At 65.8% G+C, this 17,811-nt stretch carries 24 protein-coding genes; 15 read left to right on the top strand and 9 right to left on the bottom strand.

Features of this window, described 5'->3' with window-relative positions; translation table 11 throughout:
• Complete coding sequence (locus CWC60_RS10065; RefSeq protein WP_109793846.1) at positions 1-453, top strand: type II toxin-antitoxin system RatA family toxin; 453 nt, start codon at positions 1-3, stop codon at positions 451-453.
• Positions 454-601: 148 nt separating this feature from the next.
• Here the strand turns inward: CWC60_RS10065 and CWC60_RS10060 are convergent, their stop codons facing one another.
• The 3 genes from CWC60_RS10060 to CWC60_RS10055 are packed head-to-tail and all read right to left on the bottom strand — an operon-like array spanning position 602 to position 1,167.
• A complete protein-coding gene (locus CWC60_RS10060) occupies positions 602-781 on the bottom strand; it encodes a hypothetical protein (protein ID WP_109793845.1) in 180 nt (59 codons plus the stop codon).
• Between the two features lie 57 nt (positions 782-838).
• Positions 839-979, bottom strand: a complete 141-nt coding sequence (locus tag CWC60_RS23585; protein ID WP_164516468.1) for a hypothetical protein — start codon at positions 977-979, stop codon at positions 839-841.
• Positions 976-1,167 carry a hypothetical protein gene (locus CWC60_RS10055; protein WP_109793844.1) on the bottom strand — a complete coding sequence of 64 codons (192 nt, stop codon included), beginning with the start codon at positions 1,165-1,167 and terminating at the stop codon, positions 976-978. The genes CWC60_RS23585 and CWC60_RS10055 overlap by 4 nt, the downstream gene beginning before the upstream one ends.
• Before the next feature lie 356 nt (positions 1,168-1,523).
• Between CWC60_RS10055 and CWC60_RS10050 the strand changes: the two genes are divergently transcribed.
• Positions 1,524-1,721, top strand: coding sequence for a hypothetical protein (locus CWC60_RS10050; RefSeq protein WP_109793942.1), 198 nt, complete (start codon positions 1,524-1,526; stop codon positions 1,719-1,721).
• A 237-nt stretch (positions 1,722-1,958) separates the two neighbouring features.
• Positions 1,959-2,210, top strand: a complete 252-nt coding sequence (locus CWC60_RS10045) for a hypothetical protein (RefSeq protein ID WP_206419866.1) — start codon at positions 1,959-1,961, stop codon at positions 2,208-2,210.
• Between the two features lie 83 nt (positions 2,211-2,293).
• Here the strand turns inward: CWC60_RS10045 and CWC60_RS10040 are convergent, their stop codons facing one another.
• The 3 genes from CWC60_RS10040 to CWC60_RS10030 are packed head-to-tail and all read right to left on the bottom strand — an operon-like array spanning position 2,294 to position 4,448.
• Complete coding sequence (locus CWC60_RS10040) at positions 2,294-2,800, bottom strand: CinA family protein (protein WP_109793941.1); 507 nt, start codon at positions 2,798-2,800, stop codon at positions 2,294-2,296.
• A complete protein-coding gene (locus tag CWC60_RS10035) occupies positions 2,797-3,270 on the bottom strand; it encodes a phosphatidylglycerophosphatase A family protein (protein ID WP_109793842.1) in 474 nt (157 codons plus the stop codon). Before CWC60_RS10035 ends, CWC60_RS10040 begins: the two co-directional genes overlap by 4 nt.
• The gene (locus CWC60_RS10030) at positions 3,267-4,448 is read right to left on the bottom strand and encodes a bifunctional 2-C-methyl-D-erythritol 4-phosphate cytidylyltransferase/2-C-methyl-D-erythritol 2,4-cyclodiphosphate synthase (protein WP_109793841.1); all 1,182 of its coding nucleotides are present in this window, start codon (positions 4,446-4,448) and stop codon (positions 3,267-3,269) included. Before CWC60_RS10030 ends, CWC60_RS10035 begins: the two co-directional genes overlap by 4 nt.
• Before the next feature lie 119 nt (positions 4,449-4,567).
• Here CWC60_RS10030 and dusB point away from each other — a divergent pair, with 119 nt between their 5' ends.
• Genes dusB through ntrC form a run of 3 tightly spaced genes read left to right on the top strand, consistent with a single transcriptional unit; the run spans position 4,568 to position 8,066 of the window.
• Entirely contained in the window at positions 4,568-5,542 is a 975-nt protein-coding gene (dusB, locus tag CWC60_RS10025; protein ID WP_109793840.1) for a tRNA dihydrouridine synthase DusB, read from the top strand.
• Complete coding sequence (locus CWC60_RS10020; RefSeq protein ID WP_109793839.1) at positions 5,539-6,624, top strand: two-component system sensor histidine kinase NtrB; 1,086 nt, start codon at positions 5,539-5,541, stop codon at positions 6,622-6,624. Before dusB ends, CWC60_RS10020 begins: the two co-directional genes overlap by 4 nt.
• On the top strand, positions 6,621-8,066 hold the full coding sequence (gene ntrC / locus CWC60_RS10015; protein ID WP_109793838.1) for a nitrogen regulation protein NR(I): 1,446 nt from the start codon (positions 6,621-6,623) through the stop codon (positions 8,064-8,066). Before CWC60_RS10020 ends, ntrC begins: the two co-directional genes overlap by 4 nt.
• On the opposite strand, the gene fliP is transcribed toward ntrC, so the two are convergent.
• Positions 8,063-8,746, bottom strand: coding sequence for a flagellar type III secretion system pore protein FliP (fliP, locus tag CWC60_RS10010; RefSeq protein ID WP_109793940.1), 684 nt, complete (start codon positions 8,744-8,746; stop codon positions 8,063-8,065). The genes ntrC and fliP overlap by 4 nt on opposite strands.
• A 56-nt stretch (positions 8,747-8,802) precedes the next feature.
• Complete coding sequence (locus CWC60_RS10005; RefSeq protein ID WP_109793837.1) at positions 8,803-9,087, bottom strand: flagellar biosynthetic protein FliO; 285 nt, start codon at positions 9,085-9,087, stop codon at positions 8,803-8,805.
• Between the two features lie 199 nt (positions 9,088-9,286).
• On the opposite strand from CWC60_RS10005, the gene flgB reads away from it, so the two are divergent.
• The 9 genes from flgB to recA all read left to right on the top strand — a co-directional run bounded on the left by flgB (position 9,287) and on the right by recA (position 16,800).
• Positions 9,287-9,694 (top strand): flagellar basal body rod protein FlgB, encoded by a 408-nt coding sequence (gene flgB, locus CWC60_RS10000; RefSeq protein ID WP_109793836.1) that lies wholly within the window; start codon positions 9,287-9,289, stop codon positions 9,692-9,694.
• Positions 9,695-9,727: 33 nt separating this feature from the next.
• A complete protein-coding gene (gene flgC / locus CWC60_RS09995; protein WP_109793835.1) occupies positions 9,728-10,135 on the top strand; it encodes a flagellar basal body rod protein FlgC in 408 nt (135 codons plus the stop codon).
• A gap of 31 nt (positions 10,136-10,166) precedes the next feature.
• Positions 10,167-10,490 (top strand): flagellar hook-basal body complex protein FliE, encoded by a 324-nt coding sequence (fliE, locus tag CWC60_RS09990; protein ID WP_206419865.1) that lies wholly within the window; start codon positions 10,167-10,169, stop codon positions 10,488-10,490.
• Between the two features lie 12 nt (positions 10,491-10,502).
• The gene (gene fliQ, locus CWC60_RS09985) at positions 10,503-10,781 is read left to right on the top strand and encodes a flagellar biosynthesis protein FliQ (protein ID WP_109793834.1); all 279 of its coding nucleotides are present in this window, start codon (positions 10,503-10,505) and stop codon (positions 10,779-10,781) included.
• 20 nt (positions 10,782-10,801) lie between these two features.
• Entirely contained in the window at positions 10,802-11,566 is a 765-nt protein-coding gene (gene fliR / locus CWC60_RS09980; RefSeq protein WP_109793833.1) for a flagellar biosynthetic protein FliR, read from the top strand.
• 3 nt (positions 11,567-11,569) lie between these two features.
• A complete protein-coding gene (gene flhB / locus CWC60_RS09975) occupies positions 11,570-12,652 on the top strand; it encodes a flagellar biosynthesis protein FlhB (RefSeq protein ID WP_109793832.1) in 1,083 nt (360 codons plus the stop codon).
• A 5-nt stretch (positions 12,653-12,657) separates the two neighbouring features.
• Positions 12,658-14,532 (top strand): ATP-binding protein, encoded by a 1,875-nt coding sequence (locus tag CWC60_RS09970; protein WP_109793831.1) that lies wholly within the window; start codon positions 12,658-12,660, stop codon positions 14,530-14,532.
• Between the two features lie 108 nt (positions 14,533-14,640).
• Complete coding sequence (locus CWC60_RS23240) at positions 14,641-15,330, top strand: hypothetical protein (protein WP_165787524.1); 690 nt, start codon at positions 14,641-14,643, stop codon at positions 15,328-15,330.
• Positions 15,331-15,699: 369 nt separating this feature from the next.
• Positions 15,700-16,800, top strand: coding sequence for a recombinase RecA (gene recA / locus CWC60_RS09965; protein ID WP_109793830.1), 1,101 nt, complete (start codon positions 15,700-15,702; stop codon positions 16,798-16,800).
• Between the two features lie 4 nt (positions 16,801-16,804).
• Here the strand turns inward: recA and CWC60_RS09960 are convergent, their stop codons facing one another.
• Positions 16,805-17,713: a class I SAM-dependent methyltransferase gene (locus CWC60_RS09960; protein ID WP_164516467.1), complete on the bottom strand. Its 909-nt coding sequence runs from the start codon at positions 17,711-17,713 to the stop codon at positions 16,805-16,807.
• Positions 17,714-17,811 lie beyond the last annotated feature (98 nt).

Genomic DNA, 17,811 nt, shown 5'->3' with positions numbered 1-17,811 from the left:
ATGCCGAAACACTCCGAAAATCGCGTGCTGCCCTACACGCCCGAACAGATGTACGCGCTGGTCGCGGACGTGGAGAAGTATCCGCAGTTCCTGCCCTGGTGCGTCGGCGTTCGCATCGTCTCCCACGGCGCCGAACAGATCACCGCCGACCTGCTGATCGGCTTCAAGATGTTCCGCGAACGATTCCGTTCGAAAGTGGACCTGGAGCCCGCGACCCCGCGCATCGATGTGGCCTATATCGAAGGGCCGATGCGGTATCTCGAGAACCACTGGGTCTTCCGCGACCACGAGAAGGGCTGCGAGGTCGACTTCATGGTCGATTTCGAGTTCCGCTCCCGGTTGTTGCGCAGGGCGGTGGAACCCCTGTTCAACGAAGCCGTGCGGCGCATGGTGACGGCGTTCGAGAGACGTGCCGACGCACTCTACGGCGAAACGGCGGCCCAAAGAAAATGAGCAGCCACCTTTTCAGGTGACTGCTCGACTTTCGGCCCCTGGCCCTTTCCCGGGTCTTGTTATTGTACTGACCGATCCCGGTTCACTCTGCCTGTGGGGCCGAATTCAGGCATTGCAGAGGATGTGCGGTCGCGCACCGCTCCGCCGCTCAGGGAACCAGGCTGGCGAGATCGGGCTGCAGCGCTTCTGTCGGCGCGATCTCGGTCAGCCCGGAGTTCGTTTCGTGCTGCGTCGCAGCGGGCAGGGGTTCCGTCGCCATGGCAACCATGGCGCCCACGAGTATCGTTGCAATCGCGATCAGGCGTCCTGCTGCACGGTCACTGATCATCTTGCCCTCCTGTCTACTCTACGCATTGATTCATCGGGCCCGGTTGTGTCCGGGCGTCTACTCGAAGCTGTCCTCGATCGCTTCGCCGGTTTCCTCGGCGTCCTGATCGACCCCGCGAATGGTGTTCTCGCAGGCGATCAGCGCGCCGCCGAAGGCGACAATGGCGATGTAGGCGAGGATGCGTTCGCGGATGCTCATCTTGTTGTACTCCGTTCTTCCAGAGCCTTGACCATGTCCCGGCCTTCCTTGGCCGTCCGGCGCGCGGTGCGGGCTTTTCCGTCCGTCTTCAGCGCGCCCCGGACATCGGGATCCCTCACCTCCCCGGGACCCCTGGTGACATCGTCGAGGATGTCTTCGGTGACCACGATCGAAAGCAGCAAGGGCATGTCGGCTCCTTCTTGTCGTTGATGGCGTTGTTGCCATGCCCCTGAACCTAGAAACCGAAGCGAACCGGATCAAATATTTTCGTATGATCTACTTGCTACATTTCATCCATGTAGGGGAGTTCACCCAAATAGTGATGTCACATCTATTCATGATTTGATGGTACCGCTGGTTTTTCAGTTATCTACCGAGTATTGTGAACCCATGCATATGACGCAGGTGACGTGGCCGATGGTAAATAAGTAGTTGGAGTAAGTGACCCATGTGCCTTAGGATGAATGTCCCATCATGTTTGGTTGGAGAGTTGAGTAGCATGGTTGAGGCGCATCCCCCCAAGAGGACCGAGAAGCTCCAGTTGATGCTGGACGACCTCGAGATGGAAGCGATCGACGACTGGCGGTTCCGCAACCGGATGCCGTCGCGGGCGGCCGCCATTCGCGAGTTGATCCGGCGGGGGCTGCTTTCGCCAGCCGATGTGCCCGAGGATCTGAGCGACCGGACATCCACGGATTTCCGCATCGTCGATCCCGACGAAGCCCGGGAACAGAAGGACTGACCGGCAACGCCGCGCGTTCCCTGAAGCACGGAGCGGTTCTGACCCGTCCTTGACGCATGGCTTCCGATTATCGAGCTATTTCGGTAACTTGCAGGTTCCGCTGAATGTCACGGGCCGGCCGCGCTGAGCGTAGGTGGGGAACTCTTGCTGCGGCAGCACTGGCCGAAGCGGTCGTTGGCGTGTTGTAATGACACCCTGTGATGAAGAGCGTTACCACGCAGCGAGGAGGGGCGGTCAGTGACGAGTAGCATATCGAATACGCATCCGCCGAAGCGCACCGAAAAGCTCCAGCTCATGCTGGACGATCACGAGCTGGAAACCGTCGACGACTGGCGGTTCCGCAACCGGATGCCGACCCGCGCGGCCGCGATCCGTGAGTTGATCCGGCGCGGTCTGGAAGTCAGGGACGAGGAGCTTGGCGAGACGGGCGAGGAAAGAGCCTCGAGCGAGTTCCGCGTCGTCGACCCTAAGGAAGCCCGCAGGGCCTGAACCTGCGCCGCCGGCCGGCCGGTTTCGGCGGCAATCGGGAAATTCAATGAACGTGGAGCCGTGCGTCCTTCGGGCCGTCCGGCTCAGTCTTGTGCGCGCAGCATGCGGTGCACGAGCCGGAAGGCCTGCGCCACGGTCTCGCGGCGGATGAAGGCGCGCCCGCGGTCGGCGAACAGGTGGCGTTCGTGCAGCGTCGTGCTGCCCGTGGCGGCGCAGGCGAAATGCACCAGCCCGACCGGCTTCTCGACGCTGCCGCCGCCCGGTCCCGCGACGCCGGTCACCGCGATCGCGATATGGGCGCGGCAGGCCTGCAGCCCGCCCTCGGCCATGGCGACGGCGACCGGCTCCGAAACCGCGCCGTGCCGTTCGATCAGTGCCATCGGCACCCCCGCCAGATCGTGCTTGGCCTCGTTGGAATAGGTCACCAGGCCCCCGGCGACGGCGGCGGATGAGCCCGCGATATCGGTCAGCGCCGCGGCGATCATGCCGCCGGTGCAGCTTTCCACCGTGCAGATCATCGCCTCCCGCGCCTTCAGCGCCTCCAGAAGATCGATCGCCGCCCGATGCAGCGCCCCGCTGTCGGTGGTCATGCCCATTGCTCCATCATCCAGTAGCCGCCGCCGAGCAGCAGCGCGGCCAGCATCCCGGCCATCAGGTCGTCCACCATCACGCCCAGCGAACCCTTCAGCCGTCTGTCGGCCCAGCCGATGGGCCCGGGCTTCCAGATGTCGATCACGCGGAACAGCACCAGCCCCGCGAGGCAGCCGGCCCAGCCGGCGTCCGGCAGCGCCAGATAGCCGATCCACAGGCCCGCCGCCTCGTCGATCACGATCTCCTGCGGATCGTCGCGGCGGTCGCGTACGCGCATGTGGCGGCTGGCCGCCCACCAGCCCAGCAGCGAGGCGATCAGGACGCCGGTCAGCAGCGCCGGCTTGCCGCCGAATTCCAGCATCGCCCAGCCGACCGGCGCCGCCGCGATCGAGCCCATGGTGCCGGGCGCCCAGCGGGCGTTGCCGACCCAGAAGAAGGTGGCGACCATGGTCGCGAAGCGATCAATCATCCGGTGGTTCCGGCGGGGAGAGCCACTGTCGCCGTGGCCTGGGCGGCCATGCCTTCGCCGCGGCCCGTGAAGCCGAGCTTTTCGGTGGTCGTGGCCTTCACGCTGACCCGGTCCGTCGGGATGGCGGCGATGGCGGCGATGCAAGCGCGCATCGCTTCGCGGTGCGGTTTCATCTTCGGCGTCTCGCAGATCAGGGTGACGTCCACGGCGACGATCTCGCCGCCCCGCTGCCGCACCCGGTCGGCGGCAAAGCGGAGAAACCGGTCGGACGACGCACCGCGCCATTGCGGATCGCCTGGCGGAAAATGGTCGCCGATATCGCCGTCGGCGATGGCGCCGAGGACGGCGTCGGTGATGGCGTGCAGGCCGACATCGGCGTCGGAATGGCCGGCGAGGCCCCGGTCATGCGGGATCTCGATGCCGCAGACGACCATCGGCCGGCCGGCCGCATAGCGATGTACGTCGAAGCCGTTGCCGGTCCGGTAGACGTGGGAACTGCGCGACGCGGCTGCGCGTCCGGCGAGGAGGCCGCGGGCGCGGGCGAGGTCGCCGGCTGTCGTGATCTTGAAGTTGTCTTCCTCGCCCTGGACGGTGACCACGTCGATGCCGTACATGCGGGCGACGGCCACGTCGTCGGTCAGCGCCTGTCCCGCCGCCGCCTCGTGGGCGGCGAGAATGGTGTCGAAGCGGAAGCCCTGGGGCGTCTGCGCCCGCACCAGCCCGGCGCGGTCCACATCCTCTGCGATCACCTCGCCCGAGATACGTTTCAGGCTGTCGCTGACGGCCAGCGCGGGCAGCGCACCATCGGCGCCGGCCAGTCCGGCCAGCACGGCGTCGATCAGTTTCCGGGAGACGAAAGGGCGCGCGGCATCGTGGATCAGAACCCTTTCGGGGGCGAAGTCGCGCAGCGCCTGCAGGCCGAGGCGGACGGAGTCCTGCCGTTCCGCGCCGCCGGTCACCGGGGGCTCCAGTTCGAGGTCGCCTACCGCCGATTCGTAGAGGGCGCGGTCCTCCGCGCCGATGACGACCCGGACGGCCCCGATTTCCGGATGACCCAGAAATGCCTTTACGGTATGCCGCAGCACCGCGCCCTCGCCGAGCGGCAGGTACTGCTTTGGCAGGGAACCGCCCAGCCGGCGGCCTCTGCCTGCGGCGACGATGAGGGCGGCGCAGTTCATGGCCGGAAGCTACTACAGCGTTTCGCCGCTTCGCCATAGCTCGATGGTCCGCTTGCCATTCGGGCGACAATGCGCCATGTTTGGCTATGAATTAATCAGCGTTCTCAGTTGATCAAATTATGAGCATTGAAATCGGCGACATCCAGCTGGACGGGCATGTGCTCATGGCTCCGATGTCGGGCATCACAGACCCGCCGTTCCGCCGCGCCGTCAAGCGCTTCGGCGTTGCGCTCGCCTTCTCGGAGATGGTGGCCGGCCGCCAGGCGCTGACGGGCCAGAACCGGGCGCGGCGCATGATGGCGCCGGACGGCGTCGGCGTGCCGGCGGTGCAGATCGCCGGCTGCGATCCTGCGATCATGGCCGAGGCGGCGCGCTTCAACGCCGACCGGGGCGCCGCGGTCATCGACATCAACATGGGTTGTCCGGCAAAGCAGGTCACAGGCGGCTATGCCGGCTCCGCGCTGATGCGCGACCTCGGCAAGGCGGCGGCGATCATCCGCGCCGTGGTGGGCGCGGTCGACGTGCCGGTGACGCTGAAGATGCGGACAGGCTGGGACGACGAGAGCCGCAACGCCCCGGAACTCGCACGCATCGCCGAGGACATCGGCGTGAAGATGATCACCGTGCATGGCCGTACCCGCTGCCAGTTCTACAAGGGCCGGGCGGACTGGCGTTTCATCGCCCGGGTCAAGGCCGCGGTCTCCGTGCCGGTGATAGCCAATGGCGACATCCGCACCGCAGCGGATGCGCGGGCGTGTCTGGCTCAGTCCGGGGCCGACGGCGTGATGATCGGCCGCGGCGCCCAGGGCCGGCCGTGGCTGCCGGCGCGGATCGCCGCGGAACTGAACGGCCGCAACTGGACCGGCCCGGGCCTGGCGGAGATCGGCCGCATCGCCATGGACCACTACCGCGACATCGTCGCCGCCGGCGATCTCGAGCACGGCGTGCGCATCGCGCGCAAGCATCTCGGCTGGTACGGCGAGCATCTCGATGACCCGACTGCCTTCCGCCGCGAGGTGATGACCGAGGCGGATCCGGACCGCGTGCTGACGGCGATCGAATCCCACTTCCGGGAAAGGGCCATGGCTGCATGACCGCGACGCCGAGCCACGAGGCGGTCGTCAGCGCCATCGCCGACCCGCTTCTGGTGGTGGACGGGCAGGGCCGGATCCTGCTGGCCAACCCCGCCGCCGAGGAGTTCTTCGGCATCGGCCAGGCCATGCTCCGCCGTCAGACCATCAACGACATCGCGCCCTTCGGCAGCCCGCTCCTGTCGCTGTTCCGCCAGGCGCGGGACGGGATGGGCGCGATTTCCGAATATGGCGTTCTGCTGGGTACGCCACGCTCCGAAGTGAAGACGGTCAATATCCAGCTTTCGCCGATCGTGGAGCAGCCCGGCTCCGTCGTGATCCAGATCGAGGAGCGCACCATCGCCTCGAAGATGGACCGCTCGCTGACCCACAGGGGCGCGGCCCGGGCGGTGACCGGCATGGCCGCGGTGCTGGCGCACGAGGTGAAGAACCCGCTCTCCGGCATCCGCGGCGCGGCGCAGCTTCTGGAACAGAACGTCGACGAACCCGATCAGGAACTGACGCGCCTGATCGTCGACGAGGTCCAGCGCATCGTCGCCCTGGTCGACCGGATGGAGGCGTTCTCCGACCCGCGGCCGTCCGAGCGCACGGCGGTCAACATCCACGAGGTGCTGGAGCGGGCGCGCCGGGTGGCCGAGAACGGCTTCGCGCCGAACGTGCGCTTCGTCGAGAACTACGATCCATCGCTGCCCCTTGTGCTGGGCAACCGCGATCAGCTCATCCAGGTCTTCCTCAATCTGGTGAAGAACGCCGCCGAGGCGGTGCCGAAGAAGAACGGCGAGATCGTGCTGGCCACGGCCTACCGCCACGGCGTTCGTCTGGCCGTGCCTGGCAGCAGCGAGCGGGTGCAGCTGCCGCTGGAGGTGACGATCTCCGACAACGGGCCGGGCGTGCCCGAGGATCTGCGCCAGCACATGTTCGATCCCTTCGTGACCACCAAACCTGCCGGCACCGGCCTCGGACTCGCGCTGGTGGCGAAGATCATCAACGACCATGGCGGAATCATCGAATTCGACGGCGCCGAGCGTGGCGCCACGTTCCACATCTATCTGCCCGTGGCGCACGGGAAGGCGAAAAAGAAATGACCGCGAGATCGATCCTGATAGCCGACGACGACCGCAGCATCCGCACGGTGCTGGGACAGGCGCTGGGGCGGGCGGGCTACGATGTCCGCACCACCGGCAACGCGGCGACGCTCTGGCGCTGGGTGTCCGACGGAGCGGGAGATCTGGTGATCACCGATGTGGTGATGCCCGACGAGGACGGCCTGGACCTGCTGCCGAGGATCAAGAAGCGCCGGCCCGAGCTGCCCGTCGTCGTGATGAGCGCACGCAATACCCTGCTCACGGCAGTCAAGGCGACCGAGCGCGGCGCCTACGAATATCTGCCGAAGCCCTTCGACCTGAAGGAGTTGCTGTCGATCGTCGACCGGGCCCTCAACCAGCCCCGGAAGGGCGAGGTCCCGCCGACGATGGAGGCCGAGGACAGCATGCCCCTGATCGGCCGCTCGCCGGCGATGCAGGAGATCTACCGCGTGATGGCGCGGCTGATGACGACGGACCTGACGGTGATGATCACCGGCGAGAGCGGCACTGGCAAGGAACTGGTGGCGCGGGCGCTGCACGAATACGGCCGCCGCCGCAACGGCCCCTTCGTGCCGGTGAACATGGCCGCGATTCCGCGCGAGCTGATCGAGAGCGAGCTGTTCGGACACGAGAAGGGCGCCTTCACCGGCGCTTCGCAGCGCAATGTCGGGCGCTTCGAGCAGGCCGAGGGCGGTACGCTGTTCCTCGACGAGATCGGCGACATGCCGCTGGAGGCGCAGACCCGGCTGCTGCGCGTCCTGCAGCAGGGCGAGTACACGACCGTCGGCGGCCGCAACTCGATCCGGACCGATGTCCGCATCGTCGCCGCGACCAACCGCGACCTGCGTCAGCAGATCGGCCAGGGACTGTTCCGCGAGGATCTGTTCTATCGCCTCAACGTGGTGCCGATCCGTCTGCCCCCGCTGCGTGAGCGGCGCGAGGACATTCCCGACCTGGTGCGGCACTTCCTCAACCGCACCGCCGAGGAAGGCCTGCCGTCCAAGACCATAGACCGCGCCGCCATGGACCGCCTGGTGGGGCACCGCTGGACGGGCAATGTCCGCGAACTGGAGAATCTGGTCCGCCGCCTGGCCGCGCTGTATTCCGAGGAGGTGATCGGCGTCGAGATCATCGAGCGCGAGCTGGCCGATCCGACGCCGACGCCGGTGGAGGAGGTCAACCCCGCCGGGGAGAGCCTTGGCTCGGCCGTGGAGTATCACCTGTCGAAGTACTTCGAGGCTCATGGCGACGACCTGCCGCCGTCGGGCCTCTACGACCGGGTGCTGAAGGAGCTGGAGCGGCCATTGATCTCGCTGTCGCTGGCGGCGACCCGCGGCAACCAGCTCCGCGCGGCCGAGCTGCTGGGCCTGAACCGCAACACGTTGCGCAAGAAGATCCGCGATCTCGACATCCGCGTCATTCGCGGCGCCGGGCTGTCCTAACCGCCGGTGAAGCTGCGCACCAGGCTGGCGGCGACGAGGTTCCAGCCGTCGACGATGACGAAGAAGATCAGCTTGAACGGCAGCGAGATGATGATCGGCGGCAGCATCATCATGCCCATCGACATCAGCACGCTGGCGACGACCATGTCGATCACCAGGAACGGCACGAACAGCAGGAAGCCGATTTCGAAGGCGCGCCGGAGTTCCGAGATCATGAAGGCGGGGATCAGGGCCTGAAGCGGCGTCTGCTCCGGCGTCAGGCCGGAAGTGTCGATATTGCCGATGTCCAGGAACAGGGCGAGGTCCTTTTCGCGGACATGGGTCAGCATGAAGGCGCGCACCGGCACGATGGCGCGATCGAACGCCTCGCGCTCCTCGATCTCCTCGTTCAGCAATGGCTGGATGCCGTCCTCCCAGGCCTGCTCGAAGGTCGGGGCCATGATGAAGGCGGTCAGGAACAGGGCGAGCGAGATGATCACCACGTTGGGCGGCGTCGTCTGTACGCCCAGCGCCGAACGCAGCAGCGAGAGCACGATGACGATGCGGGTGAACGAGGTGACGACGACCAGAATGGCCGGCGCCAGGCTGAGCACCGTCAGCAGCGCGATGAGCTGCAGCACCCTTCCGGTGAAGCTGCCGCCCTCGCCGAGATCGATGTTCAGTTCCTGCGAAAGCGCCATTCCCGGCAGCAGCAGCGCCAGGACGAGGAACAGGGGCGGCAGCAGCCGGCGCACGGTCACTGCGGGCTCTCCCCTACCGGCTTCGTCGCGATGCCGGTTTCGATGACGGTTTCGGAGTTGGGGCCGATCAGGATCAGGTGCTCCCGGTCGTCGCGGCGGACCAGGACCAGGCGGCGGCGGGTGTCGACGGTCTGCACCGCGACGATGCCGAGCCGGCCCGCCCCGCCGCCCGATATGCGCGGGGCGAGTCCGAAACGGCGCGCCGCCCAGGCGGCGGCGGCGATGAGGCCGACGACGACGGCGAGTCCCGCCACGAACCGGATATATTCGAGGGATTCCATATGCCTGCGCTGGCCTTCTGCCGCTTTCCGTCGGATTCAACGCCCGGGACTTCTGTCCCGCGGGCCTGGGCACTTTGGCAGGGCCGTGGTTAACGATCCGATAATGGCCAACCTTACCTTTCCTTAACTCTTTCGGCTGACACTGCCGGTCCGTGGCGGAACAGGATTTCGCCCCTTCGACGGACGGTGACGGCGCCTCATGCTTCTGAAGAACATCCCGATATTCTCGGCCCTGACGCGGCAGATGGACTGGCTGGCGTCGCGGCAGAAGGTGCTGTCGCACAACATCGCCAACGCCGACACGCCGGGCTTCCGCGGACGCGACCTGGAGCGGCTCAGCTTCCGGGAACTGCTGACCCGCCCCGACGATTCGATGCGTGTGGCGAAGACGAACGCCGGACACATCGCGCCCAGCGGCGAGGCGAGCGACGACTACCGCCGCAGCCGGGAGACCGGATACGACACCAATCCGGCCGACAATTCGGTCTCGCTGGAAGACGAGATCATCAAGGTGAACGACACGCGCATGGCCTATGACCTCGCCAGTTCGCTGTACCGCAAGCACGTGCAGATGGTGAAGATGGCCATCGGCGGCCGCGGCGGCTGAGGCCGGGTCACGGCAGGCAACGGGAGATAGGCAATGGACCTCGAGAAATCGATGATAACGGCGGCATCCGGCATGCGGGCCCAGTCGGCGCGCATGCGGCTGATCGCCGAGAACATCGCCAACGCCAATTCCACGTCCAACCGGCCCGGCGAGGATCCGTACCGCCGCAAGGTGCTGACCTTCGCCCAGGCGCTGGATCAGCAGTCCAGCGCCCAGGTGGTGGAGGTGGACAAGGTCAGCCTCGACAAGTCGCCTTTCCGCGAGAAATACGATCCCGGCAATCCGGCGGCGGACGGGCGCGGCTACGTCAAGCTGCCCAACGTCAATGCGCTGATCGAGATGATCGACATGAAGGAGGCTCAGCGGTCCTACGAGGCCAATCTGACCTCCATCGAATCCGCCAAGCACATGATCTCGCGCACCGTGGATCTGCTGCGTTGAGCGGATGGCTTTCAGTCAGGGAGGTCCAGAAATGGACGTGACGCTGCAGAATGCGGCCATGGCCTATGGCAAGGCCGTCAATCGGGGCGGCGAAGCCGGCCCGTCGGATGGCGCCGGAGCAATCGCCGGCGGCGAGTCCGGCTCCTTCGCCGCGATGGTGAAGGCCGCGGGCGAGGGCGCCGCGGGCGCGCTGGAGAGCTCCGAGACCCTCTCGGTCGGCTCGGTCGCCGGCAAGGTGGAACTCACAGACGTCGTCCATGCCGTCAACAACGCGGAGATCGCGCTGCAGACCGTCGTGGCGGTGCGCGACCGCGTCATCGACGCCTATCAGCAGATCATCCGCATGCCGATCTGACGGGGCCGCGCCATGACCCCCGTTGAAGTCGTCGACATCGCCCGGGAGGCGATCTGGGTGCTGCTGAAGGTCGCGGCGCCGGTCATGCTGATCGCGCTGGGCGTCGGCCTCACCGTCTCCCTGTTCCAGGCCCTGACCCAGATGCAGGAAATGACCCTGGCCTTCGTGCCGAAGATCATCGCCATCTTCGTCGCGCTTATCGTGCTCTCGCCGTACATGATCGGGGAACTGACCGGTTTCATGGACCAGATCGCGCTCAGGATCTCGGACACCGCCCCGAACGGCGGCTAGCCGGAACAAGGGAGCCGCCCGTGCTCGCCGACCTGCTACCAGCCCTGATCTTCTCGCTGCTGCTCGTCTTCGCGCGGGTCGGCGCGATGCTCATGGTGCTGCCGGGCTTCGGCGAGGCCTACATCTCGCCGCGCGTGCGTCTGGTGATCGCGCTGGCGCTGTCGATCGTGGTCCAGCCGGTGGTCGGCGGCGCGCTGCCGGCCATGCCCGCGCAGCCGCTCGACCTGCTGCCGCTGCTGTTCGGCGAGATCGTCATCGGCGTCTTCATCGGCGGCTCGATCCGGCTGCTGGTCTCGGCCCTGCACGTCGCCGGCATCGTCATCTCGTTTCAGTCCAGCCTGGGCTTCGCACAGTTCTTCGACCCGGCCCAGGGCACCCAGGGCGCGCTGCTGGGCAGCTTCCTGACCATCATGGGCATGACCCTGATCTTCGTCTCCGACCTGCATCACCTGATGCTGATGGCCGTCACCGACAGCTATCAGCTCTTTCCCGCGGCGGTGATGCCGCCGCTGGACGACTTCGCCCAGACCGCAGCCCGCTTCGTCGCCGGCAGCTTCCTGGTCGGCATCCAGATCTCGGCGCCGTTCATCGCCTATGCGCTGGTGCTCTACATCGGCATGGGCCTGATCAACCGGCTGATGCCGCAGATGCAGGTCTTCTTCATCGTCATGCCGCTGCAGATCACCTTCGCGCTGATGTTCTTCATGATCACGCTGGGGGCGATGGCGCTCTGGTTCCTCGAGCATTTCGAGGAAGGCGTCGCCACGTTCCTGGCCGGAGGATAGGGGATGGCCGAAGACCAGGATCCCTCGCAAAAAACCGAGGAACCGACAGACAAGCGAAAACAGGACGCCCTGGACAAGGGGCAGGTTGCCAAGTCGCAGGAAGTCGGTCACTGGTTCATGATGCTGGGCGTCGCCGGCATGCTGATCTTCATGATCGGCCACGCCGGCGAGGCCCTCTTCGGCGGTCTCAGCGCGTTCATCGCCAGTCCCGACCAGATCGTCGTCTCGCCCGGCGCCATGCAGGGCCTGCTCGCCACGGTCGCCATGGACATGGCTGTCGCCATCCTGCCGATCATGGGCGTGCTGATGGTGCTGGCCGTGGCGGCGACGCTGATCCAGCATCCCCTGCTGTTCACGCCGTCCAAGCTGAAGCCGGAACTGTCCAAGATCTCGCCCATCGCCGGCTTCAAGCGCCTGTTCTCGCTCAATTCGGTGATGGAGTTCCTCAAGGGGATCGCCAAGCTGGCGATCGTCGCCGCGGTCGCCTTCGCGCTGATCTGGCCGGACCTGCAGGCCCTGCCGCAGCTCATGGAGATCACCCCGCTCGGCGTCATGGAGTTCGTGCGCGAGGAGGCGCTGACCATGGTCAGCGGCGTGCTGGCGGTCATGACCGTCATCGCCGGCCTCGATTTCGTCTACCAGAAATGGAAGACCAACCGCGACATGCGGATGTCGCGCCAGGACATCAAGGACGAGCAGAAGCAGGCCGAGGGCGACCCCCTGATCAAGCAGCGCATCCGCGCCATCCGGATGGAGCGCGCCAAGCGCCGCATGATGTCGAAAGTGCCGTCGGCCAGCGTCATCATCGCCAACCCGACCCACTTCGCCGTCGCGCTGCACTACGACATGGAGACCATGGCCGCGCCCGAATGCGTCGCCAAGGGCATCGACGCCGTGGCGCTGAAGATCAGGGAGATCGGCGAGGCCAACGGCGTGCCCGTGATCGAGAATCCGCCGCTGGCGCGCGCCCTGCACGCGACCGTCGAACTGGACGAACCCATCCCCGTCGAACACTATCAGGCGGTGGCGGGCGTGATCAGCTACGTCATGCAACTGAAGAACCGCTACAGCGCGGGTGGCGCCTGAACAGCATGACCCAACAGACGGACATCGCCGGCCATCGGCGGACGGCGCAAGGCCTGCGCGGCCGGGCGCCGCTGGGGCTGGGCGCCATCGCCGGCCTCGGCCTGATCGCTGTCCTCTCTGCGGCCGCCCTGGCGGGCGTGCCCCAGATCTCGGGCGCGGTCCTCGGCGTCGGCGGCCTTGCAGGCGTCGGGCTGGTCCTTCTTTCGCTGCTGCGCCGCGGCGCCGAAGCCGGGGCGGCGCCGGCCGCGGCGCCCGCACCCGGGCCGGAAACCGAGGTCCAGGTTCCTGCCGCGCGGGAGCGGGACATTGCCGACGGAACCGCGGCGGCGCTGACCGCGCGCATCGAGGAACTGGAAAGCGCCCAGAGTCACGCCGAACACCTGCTGAGCCGGCTGATCGGCTTCGCCCCGCTCGGCATCGTGCTGAGCGATTCCGCGGGCACGGTGCTGCGCGCCAACGCCAATGCCGGGCAAATGGCCGGTCTGAAGGCCGCGCCGGTGGGCGGCCGCTTCGTGGATCTGTTCGCCGAATCCGATCGCGCCGCGGCGCAGGAGCAACTCGACCTCATCATCGCGGGCGAACAGCGCCAGAAGCCCGTGGAACTGAAGCTCGCCGGACCGGCGGAGCGCGTGGCCCTGCTCTATGGCGGCTTCGTCGACGACGACGACCGCGGCGAACGGCTGGCCGCATTCTACCTGATCGACGCCACGGACCAGCGCAGTCTGGAAGCGCAGTTCGCCCAGGGCCAGAAGATGCAGGCCGTGGGTCAGCTCGCCGGCGGCGTCGCCCACGACTTCAACAACCTGCTGACGGCGATGATCGGCTTCGCCGACCTGCTGCTGATGCGCCATCCGCCGGGCGACCCGTCCTATACCGACATCGTCCACATCAAGCAGAACGCCAACCGCGCCGCCGCGCTGGTCCGTCAGCTGTTGGCCTTCTCCCGGCGTCAGACGCTCAGGCCGAAGATCCTCAACCTCACCGACGTGCTGACCGACATCTCCGACCTGCTGCGCCGGCTGATCGGGGAGCACATCAACCTGCGCATCGTCCACGAGCGCGACCTGGGGCTGGTCAAGGCCGACCAGGGCCAGATCGAGCAGGTGGTCACCAACCTGGTGGTCAACGCCCGCGACGCCATGACGGCCGGCGGCACCGTCACCATCGAGACGCGCAATCTCAGCCAGGCCGCGCCCCGCCAGGTCGGCGACGAGACCATGTCCGCCGGCGAATATGTCGAGATCGAGGTGACGGACACCGGCCACGGCATTTCCGAAGAGCACCTGGAAAAGATCTTCGAGCCCTTCTTCACCACAAAGGCCATCGGCCACGGCACCGGCCTGGGCCTCGCCACCGTCTATGGCATCGTCCGCCAGACCGGCGGCTTCGTGGAGGTGGAGAGCCGCCAGGGCGAGGGCACCAGCTTCCGCATCATCCTGCCCCAGGTGCGCGTCGACCCCGCCGCCGGGGAGGGCGCGCTGGCCCGCCGCGCCGCCGTCGACCTGACCGGCAGCGGCACCGTCCTGCTGGTCGAGGACGAGGACGCGGTGCGCCTGTTCGCCGCCCGGGCGCTGCGCAACAAGGGCTATACCGTGGTCGAGGCCGAGAGCGGCGAGATCGCGCTGGAGATCATCAAGGAGCGCAATGCCGAGATCGACCTGATGATCTCCGACGTGGTGATGCCGAACATGGACGGCCCGACGCTGATCCGTCACGCCCGCGAACTGCGCGCCGACATCCGCGCCATCTTCATCTCCGGCTATGCCGAGGAAGCCTTCCGCCGCAGCCTGGGCGACGACCTGGGCGACGTCGACTTCCTGCCCAAGCCATTCAGCCTCAAGCAGCTCGCCGCCAAGGTGAAGGAACAGCTCGAACGCTGATTCGAGCGCGGCCGTTTGCGTGCGGGTGGCCGTCTACAGCTCCGGGAACGATGTAGCGACGCGGGAAAGCCGCTTGCCTTTGCGGCAGGCGGAGGCAGAGTAGCGAGTATGCGAAAATCACGGCTACCAGCCCTCAAATACATTGTCCCAGCGCTGCCCATCTTTGTGCGCGTATTTGAAAGCGCTGTCATGGAGTTAGGCAGCACTTTTGACTGGTGGCAAGAAATGCCGTGGGATGGCATCGTATTAGGTTCTGTCGCATTTCTTCTCGGTGCGTTGTATGCGGATATTCTAAATCCAACATCAAAATTACGAATGTGGCTACGTTATAAATATCGGTATTTTGATGTTGATTCAATCAACTGCCGTCGACGTGTCACCAGTAATTCAGAGGAGGATGTTGTCACGGTAGACATACATTTTGTTCGATCATTTCGGGGAAAATTAATTGTCCAGCTTTTCGAATGCGTACACGATGGAAGGTCTAGAATGAAATCGAAAAGTTGGGTTGTGGAAGACGATGGGGATTATAAAAAGGGAGAATCAAAATCAATAACACTTGCTTCGATTCCAAACATCAAGACAAGCTATCCAATACCCGTGTGGGGAGGTCGCGGCGACAGCCCCGTCGGCCAAATTATTGATGAGTCCCAAAATATCATAGTATTAAAGGCTGCGGGACGAATGACACAAAATCATGATACGGTTTTGAAAATGTTGAAATCGGATACGAACGATAGGATACGATTTTTTATTACACATGAGGATGAAGATTTGTACGAAGTGAAAGGTGACTAATGGCCCGAGATAGGCTCTTAGGCTTTGAAGAAGTCTGCCGTCTCGGCCGCCTCGATCAGTTCGCCAAGGAGCATCCGTCCATTGGCGAACTGATGCCTTCGAAGAGCCGATTCATCAAGTCGGAGCGAGATCGGAGTCCGGCATGATCCGAGCGCGGGGTTGTCCGCGGCTCGGACGTGCCCCGTCGAATCGCGCTGCCTGTCCCAAGGGAATACATGCGGGTGGTTCCGACCGTGAACGGATGCGGAATATTTCCCGCCTTTCTCTTTGATTCCAGATGCTTGCAGGGTGCTTGCGGAATGAGAACAAAATCGGTACATTGTTCCTGTTTGACGGCATGTCCGGGCCGTGGATGATGGGAGAAGATCAATGTCGCAATCAGCGTTACGCCTTGTCGAGAAGGGAGCTTCCAACATGGCCGACAAATCCAAGGCGCTCGACGCCGCACTGGCCCAGATCGAGCGGGCCTTCGGCAAGGGCTCGGTCATGCGCCTGGGCCAGCGGGAGGCGATGAACGTCAGCGCGATCTCCACCGGCTCGCTGGGCCTGGACATCGCGCTGGGCATCGGCGGCCTGCCCAAGGGCCGCGTCGTCGAGATCTACGGCCCCGAGAGTTCGGGCAAGACGACGCTCACCCTGCACGTCATCGCCGAGGCCCAGAAGCTCGGCGGCACCTGCGCCTTCGTCGACGCCGAGCACGCCCTCGACCCGGCCTATGCGAAGAAGCTGGGCGTCAACATCGATGATCTGATCATCTCACAGCCCGACACCGGCGAGCAGGCGCTGGAGATCGCCGACACGCTGGTGCGCTCCAGCGCCATCGACGTGGTGGTGATCGATTCGGTCGCCGCCCTGGTGCCCCAGGCGGAGCTGGAAGGCGAGATGGGCGACAGCCATGTCGGCCTGCAGGCGCGGCTGATGAGCCAGGCGCTGCGCAAGCTGACCTCGTCGATCGCGCGCTCCAACTGCATGGTCATCTTCATCAACCAGATCCGCCTGAAGATCGGCGTCATGTTCGGCAGCCCGGAGACCACCTCCGGCGGCAACGCGCTGAAGTTCTACGCTTCCGTCCGTCTCGACATCCGCCGCATCGGCGCGATCAAGAACCGCGACGATGTGGTCGGCAACCAGACCCGGGTGAAGGTGGTCAAGAACAAGGTCGCTCCGCCGTTCAAGGTGGTGGAGTTCGACATCATGTACGGCTCCGGCATTTCCAAGACCGGCGAACTGCTCGATCACGGGGTCAGGCTGAACATCGTCGACAAGGCCGGCTCCTGGTTCTCCTACGGCGAACAGCGCATCGGCCAGGGCCGGGAGGCGGCCAAGCAGTTCCTGGCCGAGAACCCGGATGTGGCCGAAGCCATCGAGGCAGAGATCCGGCACAATGCCGGCCTGCTGTCGGACGCCATGACCACCGGGCCGGAGGGCGACGAGGACGACGGCGACGCGGCGCTCGCCGCCGGGGAGTGAGCGCTCAGAGCAGCTCGTTCTCCATCTTCGCGGCCTGGATGCGCAGGACGCGGATCTCGCCGTTCTGCATCAGCTTCAGCCGCGTCTGCCAGTGCTCGACGATGTTCACGAGTTCCTGCAGCATGCGGGCCTGTTCCTGATACTGCGCGATGCGCTCGACCGTGGCCTGCCAGCGCCCGAAGGCGGCGGAGGCCCGGTCGATGCACCGCTCGGTAGCGTCCTCGACCGCGAAGACGCGCAGGCCGGATTCGGTCAGCCGCCGGGTCTCGTCGCGCTCGATGAGCAGCGTCGGCTTCTGGGGCTCCAGCCGGGAGATCATCTCCTGCTCGACCGATTCGATGTCGGCGTTGTCGGCGGCGACATAGTGCGTGAAGATCGCCTGTCCGCCGCGGCGCAGCGTGCGCTCCAGCTTGCGGTAGATGCCGTGGCGGTTGGCGACGCCATGCAGCAGCAGCCGCGAGACGACCACATGGTAGCGCGCGCTGGACAACTCCACGTTGTCCAGGTCCACCGGCCCGGTCTTGACCTTCTCGAACAGTTTCTCGTCGCGCAGGATCTCCTGGCAGACCGAGAGGTTCTGACGGTCGGGCTCCAGCACGCTGAGCTGGAAGCCGCGAGGGCCGGCCAGGGCCACGGCCGGACCGCCGGTCTCGGCGCCCAGCAGCAGCACCACCGCGCCCGGGCCGATGTCGAGCGGCGCCGGCAGGGCGGCGAGGGGGTCGGGGGCCAGCGGCAGGGTGCGGGCGTCGCCGAACAGGAGGTGCGTGGTGTCCACCGCGGGGGAGAACCGGCAGGTGCGCGTATAGCGGGGTTCCGCGGCGCGTTGGGTCACGCGCTTTTCGGACGGCTTCTCGGAGAGGTCATAGCCCTCCCACCACGCCTTCAGTCTCGTCCGGAATGCGGCTTTCGGCATCGCGCTGGCTGTTCGGTCTCGGTCAGTACTTGATTGCCAGCGGAACCTAGAGGCCATGGCGCTAAATAAGGGTTAAGCCGGCTGGCGGGCGGGCGAGG

The sequence above is a fragment of the Minwuia thermotolerans genome, assembly GCF_002924445.1.
Lineage (GTDB): Bacteria > Pseudomonadota > Alphaproteobacteria > Minwuiales > Minwuiaceae > Minwuia > Minwuia thermotolerans.
This window is presented reverse-complemented; position numbering and strand designations above follow the sequence as displayed.

Bases quoted from the DNA above. Each gene is read 5' to 3' on its own strand.
- CWC60_RS10065 (WP_109793846.1), top strand. From the start codon at position 1: ATGCCGAAACACTCCGAAAATCGCGTGCTGCCCTACACGCCCGAACAG.
- CWC60_RS10060 (WP_109793845.1), bottom strand. From the start codon at position 781: ATGATCAGTGACCGTGCAGCAGGACGCCTGATCGCGATTGCAACGATA.
- CWC60_RS23585 (WP_164516468.1), bottom strand. From the start codon at position 979: ATGAGCATCCGCGAACGCATCCTCGCCTACATCGCCATTGTCGCCTTC.
- CWC60_RS10055 (WP_109793844.1), bottom strand. From the start codon at position 1,167: ATGCCCTTGCTGCTTTCGATCGTGGTCACCGAAGACATCCTCGACGAT.
- CWC60_RS10050 (WP_109793942.1), top strand. From the start codon at position 1,524: ATGCTGGACGACCTCGAGATGGAAGCGATCGACGACTGGCGGTTCCGC.
- CWC60_RS10040 (WP_109793941.1), bottom strand. From the start codon at position 2,800: ATGACCACCGACAGCGGGGCGCTGCATCGGGCGGCGATCGATCTTCTG.
- CWC60_RS10035 (WP_109793842.1), bottom strand. From the start codon at position 3,270: ATGATTGATCGCTTCGCGACCATGGTCGCCACCTTCTTCTGGGTCGGC.
- CWC60_RS10030 (WP_109793841.1), bottom strand. From the start codon at position 4,448: ATGAACTGCGCCGCCCTCATCGTCGCCGCAGGCAGAGGCCGCCGGCTG.
- dusB (WP_109793840.1), top strand. From the start codon at position 4,568: ATGAGCATTGAAATCGGCGACATCCAGCTGGACGGGCATGTGCTCATG.
- CWC60_RS10020 (WP_109793839.1), top strand. From the start codon at position 5,539: ATGACCGCGACGCCGAGCCACGAGGCGGTCGTCAGCGCCATCGCCGAC.
- ntrC (WP_109793838.1), top strand. From the start codon at position 6,621: ATGACCGCGAGATCGATCCTGATAGCCGACGACGACCGCAGCATCCGC.
- fliP (WP_109793940.1), bottom strand. From the start codon at position 8,746: ATGGCGCTTTCGCAGGAACTGAACATCGATCTCGGCGAGGGCGGCAGC.
- CWC60_RS10005 (WP_109793837.1), bottom strand. From the start codon at position 9,087: ATGGAATCCCTCGAATATATCCGGTTCGTGGCGGGACTCGCCGTCGTC.
- flgB (WP_109793836.1), top strand. From the start codon at position 9,287: ATGCTTCTGAAGAACATCCCGATATTCTCGGCCCTGACGCGGCAGATG.
- flgC (WP_109793835.1), top strand. From the start codon at position 9,728: ATGGACCTCGAGAAATCGATGATAACGGCGGCATCCGGCATGCGGGCC.
- fliE (WP_206419865.1), top strand. From the start codon at position 10,167: ATGGACGTGACGCTGCAGAATGCGGCCATGGCCTATGGCAAGGCCGTC.
- fliQ (WP_109793834.1), top strand. From the start codon at position 10,503: ATGACCCCCGTTGAAGTCGTCGACATCGCCCGGGAGGCGATCTGGGTG.
- flhB (WP_109793832.1), top strand. From the start codon at position 11,570: ATGGCCGAAGACCAGGATCCCTCGCAAAAAACCGAGGAACCGACAGAC.
- CWC60_RS09970 (WP_109793831.1), top strand. From the start codon at position 12,658: ATGACCCAACAGACGGACATCGCCGGCCATCGGCGGACGGCGCAAGGC.
- CWC60_RS23240 (WP_165787524.1), top strand. From the start codon at position 14,641: ATGCGAAAATCACGGCTACCAGCCCTCAAATACATTGTCCCAGCGCTG.
- recA (WP_109793830.1), top strand. From the start codon at position 15,700: ATGTCGCAATCAGCGTTACGCCTTGTCGAGAAGGGAGCTTCCAACATG.
- CWC60_RS09960 (WP_164516467.1), bottom strand. From the start codon at position 17,713: ATGCCGAAAGCCGCATTCCGGACGAGACTGAAGGCGTGGTGGGAGGGC.